The sequence below is a fragment of the Cyanobium sp. WAJ14-Wanaka genome, assembly GCF_024345375.1.
Taxonomy (GTDB): domain Bacteria; phylum Cyanobacteriota; class Cyanobacteriia; order PCC-6307; family Cyanobiaceae; genus Cyanobium_A.
Genome location: NZ_JAGQAZ010000001.1, coordinates 799,171 through 814,649, shown reverse-complemented (window position 1 = coordinate 814,649; position 15,479 = coordinate 799,171). Strand labels below are relative to the sequence as shown.

Here is a 15,479-nt window from a genome sequence, read left to right as displayed (position 1 = left end):
CTTTCCCTACTTTGGCCGGCATTTGTTGCTAATGCAGGTCCAAGGACAATGCCGGCCGCACCGCCAATGCCGCCAAGGATCAGCGATCTGCGGGAGATTGAGTTAGACATGCGAATTGGGTAGAAACTGTGGGGTTCATTATTACTTAATAGGTGCTGGTCATGGCGACCCCCCCTGGTGCATCCATTCCCGATGCTTTAGGTGTGAGTGAACTGGATTTAACCAGGCTTTGCGGCCTGTTCAAACAGAGCCAGACTGGCTGGAAACTGCCGTTGTTCCGGATCTCGATCCGACGCCAATGGTTGTCTCACTCGAGTGGTGTATTCCAAGCGAAGGCGATTTACGGGATCTTCAAGGAAGAATGACCTATAGGGATCCAGATCCAGCACAGCACCCACCACCACCCCTGCTGCGATGAGTGCCAGCCGCCTCTCCTCCAGCCCGACGAGGGAGGCACAGCGGAAGGCGAAGTGGAATGTGCCGTTTGGCACCCCCAGGCCGCGGTTGATGCCGGTGTCGTAGTCACTTGGCACCCCAGGTACCTGCTGCCATTGCATGAAGGCCAGGGCACAGTCGCCGCCGCAATCGAAAAACACGTGCTCCACCGTGCCGCCCTCCTGCATCAACATGCGCTCGTGAATCATTACCGGTAATCCCAGTTGTCCCTCGTAGAAGGCCTGGGTCGCGGCGATGTCTTGAGTGCCAAAACTTATGTGATCTAGGGTCATATTTGATTACTGGCGACGGGTGTTTGACCAGTCTTCGAACCATCCCCGTTTCCACAACAGGGTGGTTTGAATGGTGGCTACGGTGGCCATCAGGGCCAGGCATAGGAAGTAGCCATATCGCCAATGCAGTTCAGGAATATTGTCGAAGTTCATGCCATAGACCCCGGCTAAAAAGGTGATTGGGGCGAATATTGCCGAGATTATGGTAAGTGTCTTCATGATCTGATTCATGCGATTACCAGTGCTCGCCATATGGGTATTGGTAACGGCGTCGCATTGGTGCCTGAGTAGTTCACAGCTTTCAAATATTTGAGCCACATTTTCCGCAATCTCCCGGAAGCCATTGAGGCTTTTCTGGCCCATCAATGGTTGATTCTGCTTAAGAAAGAGTAGGGTCTGATTTCTCAGGGGCCAAAGCTGCTGGCGAATTCTGCGCAGGTTGCCCCTTAAGTGGTAAGCACGGCCGAGGATTTGCGGACTGGGTGCACGCAGTGCGGCCTCTTCCAGGCTGTCAAGACGGCTTGCCAACTGCTCCAGCATCGGAAATATGCCATCTAGAAGCGTGTCGACCATGTAGTGCAACAGATCATCCAGTTCTTCGTCTGCCGCATTTGGGTGTTCGTGTAACAGCCAGGATGTGAGCGAGTTAAAGCCATCTTGAGTGGCCACCTCCTCTATGGATATCAGCAGTCGATGGGTAAGCAAGATGCTCACCTGGTCGCTGACAAGGTTTAGCGCCTTGTCGGTTAGATTTAGGCGATGCACCACTAGGGCTACCACGTCCGCAAAGGAATCCAGCCTTGGAGATTGGGGTGTTTCAAGGGCCAGAGGTAGAAATACTTTGGGGATATTGCATCGCTTAAATAGTTCTTCAATCAATTCTGGCTGGCCGTGCCCATTAACGCGGATCCAGAGCGGAGCATCTGCCTGGAGGAGTTGATCTAATTGCTCCAGATTGTCGAGGGCCTTTTGTTTTGCCCCCTGCACATCCAGAACTAGAACTGATATTTTGGTTGGCGCCAATCCCCCTGATACTGCCAGGTGGCTTGGCAGGGTGCCTGGTCGTTCTTCCAGCCTTCGAGATGCCAGGCTTCCTGGTGTCGGACGGAATTGGGTCATGGTTTCCGTCGTTTCTGCATTCCTTGCTTAGCTGCAGATATTCAGCTGGTTGATAAAGCTGGGGACCCCAAGGGCCCCCAGCAGATTTAATTGGGGGTTCTTATTTACTTAAGGGGTGCCCAGGCCATGGTGGCGTTGGCAACCTTGCACCAAATCAGAACCGAGCCGTAGGCCTTTACATCCACGCCTGCGGGCAGGGTGTAGGTCTGGGGGCCCTTGGCACTCTTGAGGGCTGCCACCTGGGTGTAGGAGCCAGGGGTGAGGGGGTAATGGGGGGCCTTAAGGGCCTTCAAGGGAGTGGCTGATTTCACCAGAATCACCTGCAGGGCAGGGGCCTGGGGGTTGGTGCTGAAATCCTTGCTGAAGACCAGAGTTGTCTTGTCTCCTTTCTTCTCCACGCTGAAGCTGCCGGTTACGGGCGCCTCGGCCTTTTGGAAGGAGATTGCCTTGCTCTGGGCAGAGGCGATCAGCTCACCGGTAAGGGGGCTGGCGGCTTGGGCGTTAGGTACTGCTGTTGCAATTCCCAGGCTCAGTACGAGCAGTGCGGATGCCTTGAACATTGACTGGTTGGAAATTTTTGACCAATTCGACCCTAGGGAGCTTGGCCTGGTCTGTCATCGCCATGGACCCTTGAATTCCAGGGCTGCAGACCGATGGCCACCAGAATTAGGGCCGCGCCAACCAGCGCCGGCCAGTGCAGGGGTTCATCCAGCACCAGATGGGCCTCGGCCAGCGAGACCACGATCGTGAGCGATGCCCAGAGAGATACCTGCACCACGCTCAGTCGCCTGTAGCACTGCATCAGGCTCCATTGGCTTCCCAGGCTGATCACTAGGGCGTAGCCGCCGATCACCCCAAGGACCCACCAACTGCGCAGGTAAATAAAGTGGCTGGGGCCAAATAACAGCAGGGCAATCACGGCAAAGGCCACCGAGGCGGCCAGGCTGGAGATGCCTACCGTGAAACCAACCCCCAGACCCCTCTGGCCGGTGAGTCGGTTCACCACGCTGCTGAACCCAAAAGCCCCAACTCCCAGTAGGGCCCAGAACAGGCCGCGAGGGTCGAGATGGGCATCTACTGGCGCAGCCATGGCGCCAGCCATGGCGGGGTGCATGGCCAGCAGAAGGCCGGTGGAAAGGAGCACAACGCTGGGGGCAAAGGTGCGGGGTAGGGGCTCCTTCAGCAGTAGTCGGGCTAACAGCGCCGTAGCTGGCACCGTCAGGCTAAAAAGCAGGGTCTGTTGCACCACCGTGAGGCGGGCCAAGGCAAGGAAAAATGCCATTGGGCCCAAAAAGAAGCCGCTGAAGCTCTGCAAAACCAATAGCCACCTGTTCTGGTGGCTCAGCAGCGGTAATTGGCTTTGAACGTTCTGACGGTTGGCCAGCAGCAGCACTAATCCAGTAACCAGGCTCGAGAAAAAGAACACGTTGCAGAAACTGATCGCTTCAGGGCCCCCGGCGGCGTGGGTTGCTTCGCCCGTCTGCTGCAAAAACTTCAACAGGGTGCTGTCACTGCCTCTAAGAAGAATGAACAGGGCCATGAGCCCCAGCCCTTCTTTCAAGGGGCGGGGGGCTGGCTGGCCAGGGGCGGACATTTCAGGGTGTCGAAATTGCACTGATAGATAGTTGCTAACTGCCAGCCCGGGGGAATCTGCAGCAGATCCCTGGTGCCGGTGATCCCCTGAATGCTGAACAGCACTGCCGCCAGAAGATTGGCTGCCACATGGATCCGGCGCCAACGCAGCTGACGCAAAATCTCAGGCCTTGCCCCCAGCGAAAACAGCATCAGACCCGTCACGCCAACCCCTGCCCAGTAATGGGACGTCCAGAACATCGGATCGAAGGGATTATCGCTGACTCTCCACACTTCGGGTTGGGCCCCCAGGCCGATCACCCCCAGCCAGGTCAACAGGGAAAACAGCAGGCGTAGCGATTTGCTGGTGGCCTGCCACAACGCCACCAGGGAGATGCTGGTGCCCAGCAGCACCATCAGTAGCTGCAGACCCCGCGCCCAGCCACCGCTGAAGGCACTGAGGGGATTTTTGGTAACGATCGCCGCCACCAGGGCGATCAAAACAACAATCACCACCCCGGCCGAGAGCCAGCGGCCCAGGTCGGTGTGTTCACTGCCACTGGTTCTTGCAATATTGCTTTCGCCCATTCGTCGCTGCCTGGTTTGCACCCCTAGGCGCACCACCATGCCAATTAAGGGATAGATCAACACCACCGCCAGGGCGGGGTGCAGGATCGTTAGCCAATCGGCGCTTTCCATGCTGAATTCGGTGGGGTTTGGCTGAGGGGGAAGTTCTTTGCTGAGGATTGTCGATCTGGCCTAGGTGGTCAACAGATCGTCTTTTGTCGATGTCATTGCTCGAGTTCCAGGGTTTCGCTGGCGGGCCTGGCGATGCAGATCAATGCCGAGCCAGGGGCAACCTCGGCCGTGGGCTCAGCCAGGTAGTTGATCGAGCCGCTTTTCACCCGGGTGATGCAGGTTCCGCATACCCCGGCCCTGCAGGCAAAGGCAGGCTGCAGTCCGGAGGCCTCCGCCAGTTCCAGCAGGCTTTGCTCAGGATTGTTGTTGCTCCAGGTGGCGGTGGTGTTGCTGCGACAGAAGCGAACAGCAGAGGAGGCCACGGGCGCGGTGCTGCCTTCTGCACCAGCTCCAGTGCTTGGGGAAACGCGGGGGGCCTGGCTGAAGCTCTCAAAACGAATCGCCCCCTGGCCAACTCCAGCCTGTTGGAGCGCCATCACCAAGCTGTCCATGAAGGCCGGTGATCCGCAGAGGTAATAGGAGGCCGGGCCCTTAATTAGGCCACTTATCAGGGCTCCGTCTATGTAGCCCTGGCTCTGATAGCAGCCCCCATCGCTTGGCAACGGGCGGCTGTAGGCCACGTGCACCTGCAGGTTGTTGTGGCTGCGGGCCAGGTCGGCGATTTCAGTTTGGAAGGAGTGATATTCACTGTTGCGGCAGCCGTGCAGAAACCAAATGGGCCTTTGGCTGCCGGAGCTAAGGGCTGCTTTCACCATGGCCAGCATCGGTGTGATGCCTACGCCATTGCTGACCAGCACTACCGGTTCAGTGCTTTCGGTGTCGAGCACAAAGCTGCCGGCGGGGGGCCGAATGTTCAGCTTGCTGCCCTCCTGCCCATGGTCGTGCAGAAAATTGGAGCCCAGCCCCGGCGCCACATCGAGCCCCTTGGGGGCGGGCTCCCTTTTGACTGAAATCCGGTAGTGATCTGGGGCCTTCCCCTCGCTTGGAAAATCGGAAAGCGAATAGGTGCGCACCACCGGCTTGGCCATCCCTGGGATTGGGAGCTGAAGAGTGAGGAATTGGCCGGGCAGAAACTTCGGCAGTGGCCCTCCCCCAACCGGGCGCAATTCAAATGATGTGATCTCGGCGCTCTCGCGCTGCTTGCGCACCACCACAAACTGTCGCCAGCCTTGCCACGGGGCGCGCCGCCGTCGCCCCTGGGCCGCGGTGGCTAAAAGCAGCCCTGCCAGTGCACCAACCGCAGCGCCGTCAGCTGTTTGCCTAAGCCCGCTGAGGGCCTGAACATCTGGCGAGACTTTGCCATTTTCAGCAGCCTTGTGGTCTGCCGGCAAAAGGGTCAGTGCCGCAAAGGTGGCAATGGTTCCTGCTGCCATGCCCGCAACCAATCCCCTCAGAAGCAGCAAAACCACAGGCCCGAGCCAGTCAACTGTTGGGAAGCTAATGGCTGCTGGGTGATTTAGCCAGTGATCTGTGTGGCGCCGCCAACGGTCTCAATGTTGTTAAGCTTTTGAATATTTAAGTGCCTTTGACCCCGCTTGTCCGTGCTAACAAGATCTCCATATCTGTAGCCAGTTAGCACATCCTTGATTGAATATAGGTGGGTTTGCAGCAGGCCTGAGCCGGTGCTTTCGTCGATGCCTTCCACCAGCGGCATGATCACGGCATTGCGCCTTTGGAGCTCCTCAATCCCCATCAGGAAGATCGGGCTTTGCTCATCAAGCTGATGGGTGAGTGTTGCGGTTTGGCTTAGTTGGGGCGTTCCCTGATTGAGGATTGAAAGGGGCACGATTCGCCTCTGCCACAGGCCGGACTCCGGCTCGTCGTCGTAGATAAGGCTGAGGGAATAGTTAACATTGAGCCATTGGCTTTTATCGCTTGTCACAAACCTGCAAAAGAGGTGACCATTTTGGGTGTTGCTGATGCAGAGATGGCGACTAAAAATTAACGGCATTTCATTGCTGCTCAACCTGGAGAAGACAACGGCTGTAAGGGTTGAGAGTGTGACCAGACCCGCGATCAGATCCAGCACTGCCACGCCGTAGACGAAGGGTGAATTTGGGGATAGGTCGTCGAAGGTATTGGCGAAAAATGCCCCTACGGCAAATGAAATTGGCCGGGGAATACCCATGACTGGATCGCCCTTGATATTTGAAGCATCGAGGCTAAAAATCAGGGCAAAAATTAGTATTTCGGAAATATAGATCAATACCATGGTGCCGAAAAATACGGCCCAGGGCATCCTGATTAGGGCGGCAAGGGGTTGGCGCCAAAGCTCGTGCCAGGGGGTGTGTTGGTGGTTTTGCTGAATCCTGCGGCGGTTTAAATTGAACATATTCAGGCTGGTACGGCTGGGATTTGTCCCGACAAAACTAGTTCTTCAATGTAGCCAATTCGGGTTGGCGAAATCAAGCGATCAGGGAAGAGAATGCCATCCAAGTGGTCGCACTCGTGCTGCACAACCCTCGCCTCGAAGCCCTCCAAAATTCGATCAATTTCCTGCCCGTTCGCGTTGCATGCCTGCAGGCGTAAACGCCGCCAACGTTGCACTTCGCCCCTTAGCCCAGGCACGCTCAGGCAGCCTTCCCAGCCGGTTTGCATCTCAGATTCAGTTTGCTGCCCGGTGCATATCGCTGTGAGTATGGGGTTAATTAGTACCGTTTCCTGAATTATCCCCGCGTCCGGATAGCGGGGATTGGGGGCTCCATTGCCATAGATCAGAACCCGTTTGGAGATGCCAATTTGTGGTGCGCAGAGCCCTGCGCCACTCCTGGCCTGCATCGTCTCCCGAAGATCCGTGATCAACTGCTGGATATCAGCCGCAAGGGGATTTTCAACGGGCTCGGCTATCTGGCGCAGCAGCGGATTTCCCATCCGCAATACTTCTCTTATGGCCATGGCGATCAGCGCCAGCGCCTACGAAAAGCCCAGAAATCCCTTTCGATGCGTCGGTGTAGCGGGGTGACATCAATCATCTGCTCCCGGGCTGGGGCATCCAAATCGATGCCTGCTCGCCTGGCCTCTTTCCTTAGTTGGCGCAATACGGGGATGAGCAATAGGGCCATCACCAACGACATGAACAGCAACGCCGGCAGTGCACTGACCACCAGGGAAATCAGCACTGCTCCCGCGGCAATCTGGCCGCCGAGTACCAGCCACCTGGGCCTTGTTTTGCCTGGAAGCGCCTTCATGGAAAGCAGATTAGGGCCATTGCTGCTGCAAGGTGGGAGCGTTGCGACCTAACCAAACAATGGCCGATGCTCCCTATCTCATTGCCTTGGCGCTGGTCGAGTTTTCCGGTAAGCGGGCCCTACCCCTGGCGGGCAAAACCCAATCCGCAGATGCAGCCACCGCCACCGACCCTGGCGAGAAGGGTCGTGGCCTAGCCCTGGAGCTGCTGTTGCGCCTCTGGCAACGTAGCGACGAGGGCCCCCTACGGCGGGCCGCCGGTGATGCCAGCCTGCTGCTGGTGGAAATGCCGATGGAGCTGATGAGTGAGCAGCTTCCCGTGATCAAGGCCCAATGGGTATCAGGCGGCGATACCGAAACCTTCCTGGCCAGCCTCAGGGCCCTCAGCCCCAGGGCCTGGCGTATTTCGGTGGCTAAATACGAGCCGGTGAGTTTTGTTGACTGGCCCTAGTTTTGTTTAGCTAGGCCGATTAGGGCAGAACCCCTGCGGTGGATTTCGCTGGCGTAGTCGGTCCAGGCCCCCTGCCCCCAATAGCGGAAACAGCTGGTTTCCAACAGCAGTAGGTGCAATAGCGCCTCCTGGTATTGGGGGCTTTTGGTTATTGCTGGATCCTTCGCCACGAGGGGATCAAATACCTGGTGGAATTCGGCACTGAGTTGGTTCATCGGTTCGAGCACATTGGCGTAGCCCTCAACCCAGCTGAGGTTGTTGGTCCAGGAGGCCCCAGCCATCGAAAAGGTGTGGTCAGTGGCCTGTAATTCAGCAATAGCAGCTTCTGTGGCCTGCTGCGGTGCCGGCTGGGGGGCTTGGTTGCCAACCTTTTGCCAAAGCTTGTGTTGGTGAACTGGCTGAATCATTGGGTAGTCAGTTGGCTTGATACCGCTTTGCTCCAACAGCTCCAGATATTCACTGCCATTGATTGCAACGGTTGACTGGCTAGATGCCCCGCCAGAGGCCCCATCTTTTGCCCGGGCGGCGATGGTTTGGTTTGCCTGGATGTAGGCCGATGGAAATTCGTTCATCATCACGCCGCCATTCTCTCCATCGGCAATCTGGGAAACAAGCGACGGGACCATTACGCCCGCCAGCGCCTGGCGCCCCAGCCCGATTGCCTCATAGCAGGGCTGCATTTGACCCACCAGTTTGGTATCGGAACCCTGGGTCTTAATGAGGGCCAGGATGGTTATGGTTTCGCCGCTTGAGTTGCGGGCCACCAGTTGGTTTGGCAGATATTTTTGGCCATGGCTGAGGCATGAGCCATCTAGGTTCTCGACGCTGTGCTCCTGCACCAGCAGCCACTGGTAGCCACACTCCTTGAGGGCTTTTACAAATTCATAGAAGGTATCTGGATGGTTTGGCAGGTGCATTTCCGGCGGTGAGAATCCCTTCACCCTTTGGAGGGCTTCGTTGCCAAATAGGGCTGCAAAATTGTGCTGCCAGGCCAAGATCTGCAGCTTCAGGTCTGGAATTGGTGTTGAGGGTGCCACGGCGTGGCTCCAGAAGGTGCCGAGCCATTCCACGTGCGGTTGCAGGCTGGGGTCGCAGGCCAGGCTTTTGAGGCCGTCGATGATGTCTTGGCGGCCCATTTGGCCAATTCCCCAGAGCAAATTGCCGGAATAATCCAGCATGATCCTGGGATTGCAGCCGTCCCTTATTAGCTGGGGCAGTATTTCGGCGAGGCGCCGATAGCAGTTGGCAAATGCTTCGGCGTTGTGATTGTCTCCTTCGCCGGGGTGATCCAGCATGTATTGGAGATGGGAGATCAGTTCCCCATGGGCCCCGGCTGGAATTGTGGGTTGGTGCATGTGCAGGGCGCAGGCAAAGCCTGAACTGATCTGCTCCAGCTTGAGATTGGTGTTTGCTAAAAAAACAGGCCCTGGTTTTTGCACCAGGGCGAGAATCTCGGCCTCGTTGCCCGCGATCGGTGGCAGGGATTGGTGGGCCATGGTTTTGGAGCCGGGTTGGTTTATCTAGCCGTCCCCTGTTCAATGGCGGCTATGTCGCCATGGGGAACTGAGAATGTTGGCAGCCGGTGCCTGCTCAGGGGCCATCGCCGCACCCATACCGAATCTGAAAACTCATCCAGATTGACCACCTGGTAGTGGGAATCGGGGCTTGAACGAAGGCTGACGATTGCTCCAGATTTAATAAACACGAGGAAAACTCTCGAGTGAATTAAGCAAAGCATCCTTTTTGTCAATATGCCTTAACTGTTTGTTATGGCTGACATTCTTCCTCCTGATTGCGGCGCCCCTTCCCTCTCTTCGGCTCGGGCGGAGCCGATGCGGATTCGGTCCCTGCGGGAGGCCGATCTGGATCTTGTAACTGGCTGGGCCCGGGCCGAGCGTTTTGCCCCGGGAATTGGTGATGTGGCGATTTATCGCCACACCGATCGCCAGGGACTGTGGGTCGGTTGCCTTGGCGGCCGGCCAATCGGTTGCATCGCTGGGGTGCGTTACAACGATTTCTATGGGTTCATTGGCCTATTTCTGGTGGAGCCTGCCCAGCGCGGCAAGGGCTATGGCCGCCAGCTCTGGGCCCATGCCCTCGACCATCTGAGCGGTTTGGCTTGCATTGGCATTGAGGCGGCCCCCGATCGGATCGCCGATTATGCGGGCTGGGGTTTTGAACCGGCCTCTTAAACCAGGCGCTGGCAATGGAATGGCAGCCCCGCTGCTGGCGGTCCAGGTGCCGGTGTTGGCCCAGGTGTCGTTGGTGCAAGTGATCCGGCAGACGGCCTGATCCTGCTGGAGGGCCCTGCGATTCCTAGAGCTGCGGTGCAGGCCTATGACGCCGCCCGTGAGCCCAGCCCCAGGCCCCACTTTTTGGGCGATTGGCTCGACCATCCCGCCGGTACCGTGCTGGCCCTGGTCGACGACAAGGGGGTCTGCCATGGCTTTGGCCGGATTCGTCCCTGCCTGTTGCAACCGGGCCTGGGCTGGCGGCTTGGCCCCCTGCTGGCCGACACCCCGGCCCTGGCCCCGCTTGCTCAACGCCCTGCTGCAGCGCCATGCCGGTGTGGTTTTGATTGATGCACCTGGGGCCAATCCCCAGGCCGATCTCCTGCTCGCAGGACTGGGCTTCACGGTGGTCGGCGAAACCCTGAGGATGTACCGGGGCGTGTCACCCTCCGTCTCCCTGCGGGACGTTTATGGCCTGGCATGCCTGGAACTCGGGTGAATTGTTGTGTCCAGCGCAAAGCTGCGCCGGCGCCAGCGGGAGCGGGAAACGGGACTCGATGGCTGAGACGCTATCGGTAGTGTTTGGCGCGCCAGTGGCGTGCATATCTGGTGTGGGGTGCCTAGATTTGGCTCGGCGCCCCATTGATGGCCATCACCAGCCCCTTAGCCCCCTTTCCCCATGAGGCAGTTTCTGCAGACGCTCAGTAAAGGCTTGGCTGACGACACCCCCGCAGTCACACCCTTCGTTTATGTGACTGCTATCCGGTCCGATGCTGGCCTGACCAACTCACTGGCTGGCATCAGCCTGATTTCTAAGGAGATGGGGTTCGAGCGGGAGGTGGAAACCCTCTACTCAAGTGATGCCCAAAGCGCCACTTACCACGCCCTCCACAGTGAAAGCGCCGTTTCCCTGTCGGTGGAGGCCTGTCCGCCCCGCCAAACCGTCTCGATAGCCGTAGCGGGCGAAGACGATGAGACCACCTACCAGCTCTTTCTCGAGGCCGACGCTCGCCTTTTTGGTCGCTGCTAGTGGCATGGGGCCTTCCAGGGCTGTTTTCCAGTTCTGTTTGTCGGTGCTGTTTATCGGTGCTGTTTGTCGGTGCTGTTTGTCGGTGCTGTTTGTTGGCGCTCTCCGGCAAGTTGGTCAATTGACCAAGTTCTTACACAGTTCACAACCGTTGACTTCCCAGTTTCGTAAAAGCTCCAGACCTGGGCAACAGCAACCACATCCAATTGATCGCTCGCTTGAGCGCTCGATTGATCGCTCCTCCTCCTCGGGGCCTCTGTAACGACAGATCAAAGTGTTCCCTGGGATACAGCGGGATGCCCCTGGTTCTGGCCAAGGTATTGAGCCAAGGAGAAGGGATATGCCCGCAACCGGTCCAACTGCTCTGCTGCGTACAACAGCTCTGCTGAGCAATGGAGCCAAGTCAAGTGAGCGCCGTTTCCGCCTGATCGATGACAGCTGCCAGCCCCACAGCCAGCTCGATGGCCAATACAGCTCCCTTGAAGACGCCATTGCCGATGCGATCGAGTGGGTTGGCCATTTCAGTGAGCCCGACCATCCCACCAGCCTGATCGGCGTCGAGGTGAGTAGCAGCAATGGCGACTGGCGCACCTACCGGGTTCCGGGGCCCTTGCTTTGCCCGCTGCCCCGCTGATCGAAAGCCAAAGTGGGAGGCCACGCCACCACATCCATGACCCCAACCCGTGAGCAGATTCTTGCCGCCTCGGCCGGCTGGGTTGCGGTGCTGCTGAATGTGGTGCCGGGCCTGGGGGCTGGCTACCTGTATCAACGGCGCTGGAAGGCCTACTGGATCACCTCTGCCATCGCCACTTCCTGGTTTGTTGCCGGTGTGCTGCTGGGCCAAAACGCCGATGCCGCAGCAGAAGGCCAAAACCAGTTGGTGGGGCTTTTGGGCTTGCTGGCGCTGGCGGCAGGTTCCGCCACCGAAGCAGGGCTCGCAGTGAAAAAGGTGCGCCTAACTGACTAAAGCGCGGCTGCCAGCGGGGCCGATTCAACTAGGGCCGGTGCCAGCCGCAGGCAGTTGACGCCACTGGGTACCTGCAGTAAGTCGGCATGGCGAATCTTGGAAATCATCCGGGTGGTGGTGACCCTGGTGGTGCCGATCAATTCAGCGATGCGCTCATGGGTGAGGCGGAAGGGCAGGTCGCACCAGTCGCCGCAGCGGCGCCCCAGGCGGCGCACCAACAGGCTCAGCAGGGCGTGTAAACGCAGTTCAGCATTGCCGAGGTGGCGGATCCTCAGCAGCTGCAAAGTCCACTCATTGACCGGATCAAACCCCGCATTACCCCCCGTGGATTCGGCCTCGGTGCTGAATATCAGGGGGGTGAGCGCCTCCACGCAGACCCCTTCGCTGCAGAGACGGTCGGTGCGCAGCTGGTCGCCGGGCTGCAGAAAGGCGAGGGTCATCCCTTCGGTTTCTTCACAGGGGCAATACACCCGCGCCATGCCCTCCAGGACCTCAATGCAGCTGCTCCCGGGCCGCAGGTTGGGATCGAGCAAAACGCTCTGGCCAATCGGCATCCTCACAGCAACTAATTGCGAATGCGTCGCAATGTAGACAAAGATCTTGCCTTTTGCAAGCGATTCTCATTAACGATAACCAGCTGCGAGTCGCCGCCCTCCTATTTCCAGCCGTTGCTGGCCATTAGCTGGATGGCGGCCTTGTTTTTGGCGCCCATCTGCTCGGCGGAAACGCCATCGCCCTTGAAGCTCCCGAAGCGCTGGAGGATGGGATTGTTGCCGTATCCCTTGAGGGGATATTCGTTGTTGGCTTCGGCGTAACCGCGGCCGCCCGTTGGAGAAGCCAGAAATTCGATCAACTTGAGGGCCGCCTCGGGGTTCTTTGATGTCTTCACAACGCCGGCACCGCTGATATTCACGTGGGCGGGATTGGGGAAGATCACCTTCACCTGGCTGGCCAGGGCTTTGTCTGCTGCGCCGTTTTCCCCGGAGAGCATGCGCGCCACGTAGTAGGTGTTCACCAGACCCACTGCGCACTGCCCACCGGCAACCGCACGGATAAGGGGGGTATCGGAGCTGAAATAGGGCTTGGTCACGTTGGCAGCCATTGCCTTGACCCATGTCGCCGTGGCGGCATCACCCCGCAGGATCATTTGATCGGCCACCAGCGACTGGTTGTAGACACTTTTGCTGTCGCGCAGGCAGAGCTTTCCCTTCAGGGCCGGATTGGCAAGGTCGGCGTAGGTGCGGATGCTGCTGGGATTCACCAGCTTTGGATTGACAATCACCACCCGCACCCGGCGGGTAAGCCCATACCAGCGGCCCCTGCCATCGCGCAAATTTAGGGGTACGTCCCTGAGTAGGGCGGCAGATGGGCTTGCTCGAAACAGGCCCAGGTCGGCGGCGTTGTCCAGTCGGGCTGCATCCACCAGCACCAGCACATCTGCAGGGCTGTTTTTCCCTTCCGTGCGCAGGCGCTCAATCAGGGCGTCGTCCTTGGCCTCCAACAGCTTCACCTTGATGCCGGTGCGGGCCGTGAACTGTTGATAGAGCTGCTTGTCGGAGTTGTAATGCCGGCCGGAGTAGACCCCGATCTCCTGGGTTTGGGCCTGGGCTGCTTCGATGCCGATGGCTGCGATAGCCACTCCGGTGGCGCCTAAGGCCAGTAGGGCCAAGGCTCCTTGACGCCGGGCTTGGCGAAGCAATTGCAATGTTTGCATGCGGTCCATTTGCAAGCGGTTTAGCTAAATGCTGAACGGCACTATGGCCACGCAGGAGCCCGTCTAGGCCCCCCTCATAAGCGCCGCGATCATTGCCCACATTCAGATGTGATATTTGTCACGTCAAAACGGTCAAATGCGCAGCCCCGTAGGCTTTTTGGGCAATATTTGATTCACCATTTCAGGCACCATCTCAAGTACCTTCCCAGTTCCCTCGCCCCGTTCCGATCGCAGCCTGCTGGGAATCGGCGTACTGCTGCTCTGTGGGCTGGCGTTGGCGCCGCTGCTGGGGTTGGTCTGGTTTGCCTTCGGGCCCGGCGAGGCGGTAGGCGGGGCGGTAGGCGAGTCGCTCAGTTTTGATCTGGGTGCCGACGGCCCAGCCCAGGCGCAAAACACCTTGGCCCTGGTGGCCCTTGTTGGCCTGCTCAGCGCTCTGCTGGGCACCGCCACCGGCTGGATCACCGCCCGTTGCAGTTTTCCAGGAAGGCGCTGGTTGCGCATTGCCCAGTTGCTCCCCTTGGCCAGCCCGAGCTATCTGCTGGCCGCCACCTGGATCGACCTTGGCAGCCGTTATGGCATCAGGATCCATGGCTTTGCTCCAACGCTGGTGGTGTTGCTGTTGAGCACCTACAGCTACGTGTTTCTGCTCTCCACGGAGAGCTTCTCAGTTAGCGGGCGCCGCCAGTTAGAAGCAAGTCGCAGCCTAGGAGTTGGGCCATGGGGCAGCTTTTGGAGGGTGGCCCTGCCCATGGCGTTGCCCTCGATCGGGGCTGGCGTGGCCCTGGGGGGAATGGAGGTGGTGAATGAACTTGGAGCCGTGCAGCTGCTGGGTGTTCCCACCCTCTCCTCCGGCATCCTGATGCGCTGGCAACAGGACGGCGATCCCCAGGGGGCAGTGGCCCTGGCATTGATGGCCCTGGTGATTGTGGTGTTGCTGGTGGCGGCTGAGCGCAATTTGCGCGGGCGCAGCCGCTGTTGGAACCTCGGCAACGATGGCGACTCCGATCTCCGCTGGCCCCTGGCCCGGCAGCGGCGCTGGCTGGGCCAGCTGGTTTGCCTGCTGCCACCGCTGGTCAGCCTGGGGGTGCCCCTGCTGTGGGCCCTGCTCAGCTGGGATCAAATTCGCAGTGAAGACAGCAGCGAATTGCTGGCCCTCGGTGGCCGCAGCTTTGGCTTGGCCCTACTGGCGGCCTTCCTTACCGTGGCGGCCGGTTTGGTGCTGGCCATCGCCAAACGCTGGCTTGCCAACGGCCTGATCCAACGACTCTCCTTCGTGGCGGGCCTGGGCTACGCGATCCCGGGGGCGGTGTTGGCCTTGGCACTGATGTTGATTGGCGGGCCCCTGGCTCTGGCGCCAATGCTCCTGTTGGTTTGGGGCTATGCCGATCGATTTTTAGCGGTGTCGAAGGGGGGGCTTGATGCGGCCCTTGAGCGCATTCCTCCAAGTGTGGATGAGGCGGCCACTTCCCTTGGCAGCAGTTGGCTGGGGGTATTGCAACGGGTCCATCTGCCCCTACTGAGGGGCCCGCTGTTGGTGGGGGGGCTGCTTGTGTTTGTGGACACCGTGAAGGAGTTACCCCTCACCTTCGCCCTACGGCCCTTTGATTTCGACACCCTGGCGGTGCGGGTGTTCCAGTACGCCAGCGATGAGCGGGTGGGGGCTGCCCTGGTGCCAGCTCTGATGATCTTGGCTTTGGGAATCCTGGCGGCCATGGCCCTAATCCCCAGCCTTGATCGGCTTGAGCGCAACTAAATATCCGAATGGTCATGCGGGGGGGAAGATGG

General features: G+C 59.0%; 17 protein-coding genes and 1 pseudogene. 6 read left to right on the top strand and 12 right to left on the bottom strand.

Going from position 1 to position 15,479, the window contains the following annotated elements; translation table 11 throughout:
• Nucleotides 1-218: 218 nt before the first annotated feature.
• The 9 genes from KBY49_RS04570 to KBY49_RS04530 all read right to left on the bottom strand — a co-directional run bounded on the left by KBY49_RS04570 (nt 219) and on the right by KBY49_RS04530 (nt 7,306).
• Nucleotides 219-728, bottom strand: a complete 510-nt coding sequence (locus KBY49_RS04570; RefSeq protein WP_254933549.1) for a VOC family protein — start codon at nt 726-728, stop codon at nt 219-221.
• A gap of 6 nt (nt 729-734) precedes the next feature.
• Nucleotides 735-1,751 (bottom strand): magnesium/cobalt transporter CorA, encoded by a 1,017-nt coding sequence (corA, locus tag KBY49_RS04565; protein WP_254933548.1) that lies wholly within the window; start codon nt 1,749-1,751, stop codon nt 735-737.
• Between the two features lie 200 nt (nt 1,752-1,951).
• A complete protein-coding gene (locus KBY49_RS04560) occupies nt 1,952-2,407 on the bottom strand; it encodes a DM13 domain-containing protein (protein ID WP_254933547.1) in 456 nt (151 codons plus the stop codon).
• Between the two features lie 32 nt (nt 2,408-2,439).
• Nucleotides 2,440-3,387 carry a DMT family transporter gene (locus KBY49_RS04555; protein WP_254933546.1) on the bottom strand — a complete coding sequence of 316 codons (948 nt, stop codon included), beginning with the start codon at nt 3,385-3,387 and terminating at the stop codon, nt 2,440-2,442.
• 17 nt (nt 3,388-3,404) lie between these two features.
• Nucleotides 3,405-4,118 (bottom strand): DUF4079 domain-containing protein, encoded by a 714-nt coding sequence (locus KBY49_RS04550; RefSeq protein WP_254933545.1) that lies wholly within the window; start codon nt 4,116-4,118, stop codon nt 3,405-3,407.
• A 92-nt stretch (nt 4,119-4,210) separates the two neighbouring features.
• Nucleotides 4,211-5,491 (bottom strand): 2Fe-2S iron-sulfur cluster-binding protein, encoded by a 1,281-nt coding sequence (locus tag KBY49_RS04545; RefSeq protein WP_254933544.1) that lies wholly within the window; start codon nt 5,489-5,491, stop codon nt 4,211-4,213.
• Between the two features lie 83 nt (nt 5,492-5,574).
• The gene (locus KBY49_RS04540; RefSeq protein ID WP_254933543.1) at nt 5,575-6,450 is read right to left on the bottom strand and encodes a hypothetical protein; all 876 of its coding nucleotides are present in this window, start codon (nt 6,448-6,450) and stop codon (nt 5,575-5,577) included.
• Between the two features lie 2 nt (nt 6,451-6,452).
• Nucleotides 6,453-7,013 (bottom strand): peptide deformylase, encoded by a 561-nt coding sequence (gene def / locus KBY49_RS04535; RefSeq protein ID WP_254933542.1) that lies wholly within the window; start codon nt 7,011-7,013, stop codon nt 6,453-6,455.
• A gap of 5 nt (nt 7,014-7,018) precedes the next feature.
• Nucleotides 7,019-7,306, bottom strand: coding sequence for a hypothetical protein (locus KBY49_RS04530; protein ID WP_254933541.1), 288 nt, complete (start codon nt 7,304-7,306; stop codon nt 7,019-7,021).
• Nucleotides 7,307-7,365: 59 nt separating this feature from the next.
• On the opposite strand from KBY49_RS04530, the gene KBY49_RS04525 reads away from it, so the two are divergent.
• Complete coding sequence (locus KBY49_RS04525; RefSeq protein WP_254933540.1) at nt 7,366-7,755, top strand: hypothetical protein; 390 nt, start codon at nt 7,366-7,368, stop codon at nt 7,753-7,755.
• Here the strand turns inward: KBY49_RS04525 and KBY49_RS04520 are convergent.
• Nucleotides 7,752-9,251 carry a glycosyl hydrolase family 57 gene (locus KBY49_RS04520; protein ID WP_254933539.1) on the bottom strand — a complete coding sequence of 500 codons (1,500 nt, stop codon included), beginning with the start codon at nt 9,249-9,251 and terminating at the stop codon, nt 7,752-7,754. The genes KBY49_RS04525 and KBY49_RS04520 overlap by 4 nt on opposite strands.
• A 336-nt stretch (nt 9,252-9,587) precedes the next feature.
• Here KBY49_RS04520 and KBY49_RS04515 point away from each other — a divergent pair.
• The 4 genes and pseudogenes from KBY49_RS04515 (at nt 9,588) to KBY49_RS04500 (ending at nt 11,980) form a co-directional block, all read left to right on the top strand.
• Nucleotides 9,588-10,485, top strand: a pseudogene (locus KBY49_RS04515) (GNAT family N-acetyltransferase).
• 213 nt (nt 10,486-10,698) lie between these two features.
• Nucleotides 10,699-11,016, top strand: coding sequence for a hypothetical protein (locus KBY49_RS04510; RefSeq protein ID WP_254933538.1), 318 nt, complete (start codon nt 10,699-10,701; stop codon nt 11,014-11,016).
• Between the two features lie 337 nt (nt 11,017-11,353).
• Nucleotides 11,354-11,647 (top strand): hypothetical protein, encoded by a 294-nt coding sequence (locus KBY49_RS04505; RefSeq protein ID WP_254933537.1) that lies wholly within the window; start codon nt 11,354-11,356, stop codon nt 11,645-11,647.
• Between the two features lie 36 nt (nt 11,648-11,683).
• Nucleotides 11,684-11,980, top strand: coding sequence for a hypothetical protein (locus KBY49_RS04500; RefSeq protein WP_254933536.1), 297 nt, complete (start codon nt 11,684-11,686; stop codon nt 11,978-11,980).
• Here KBY49_RS04500 and KBY49_RS04495 read toward each other — a convergent pair.
• Both KBY49_RS04495 and KBY49_RS04490 read right to left on the bottom strand, forming a co-directional pair.
• The gene (locus KBY49_RS04495; protein WP_254933535.1) at nt 11,977-12,534 is read right to left on the bottom strand and encodes a helix-turn-helix domain-containing protein; all 558 of its coding nucleotides are present in this window, start codon (nt 12,532-12,534) and stop codon (nt 11,977-11,979) included. The genes KBY49_RS04500 and KBY49_RS04495 overlap by 4 nt on opposite strands.
• A gap of 101 nt (nt 12,535-12,635) precedes the next feature.
• On the bottom strand, nt 12,636-13,694 hold the full coding sequence (locus KBY49_RS04490; protein WP_254934029.1) for an extracellular solute-binding protein: 1,059 nt from the start codon (nt 13,692-13,694) through the stop codon (nt 12,636-12,638).
• Nucleotides 13,695-13,929: 235 nt separating this feature from the next.
• Here KBY49_RS04490 and KBY49_RS04485 point away from each other — a divergent pair, with 235 nt between their 5' ends.
• Entirely contained in the window at nt 13,930-15,447 is a 1,518-nt protein-coding gene (locus tag KBY49_RS04485) for an iron ABC transporter permease (protein ID WP_254934028.1), read from the top strand.
• The last annotated feature ends 32 nt before the right edge of the window (nt 15,448-15,479 follow it).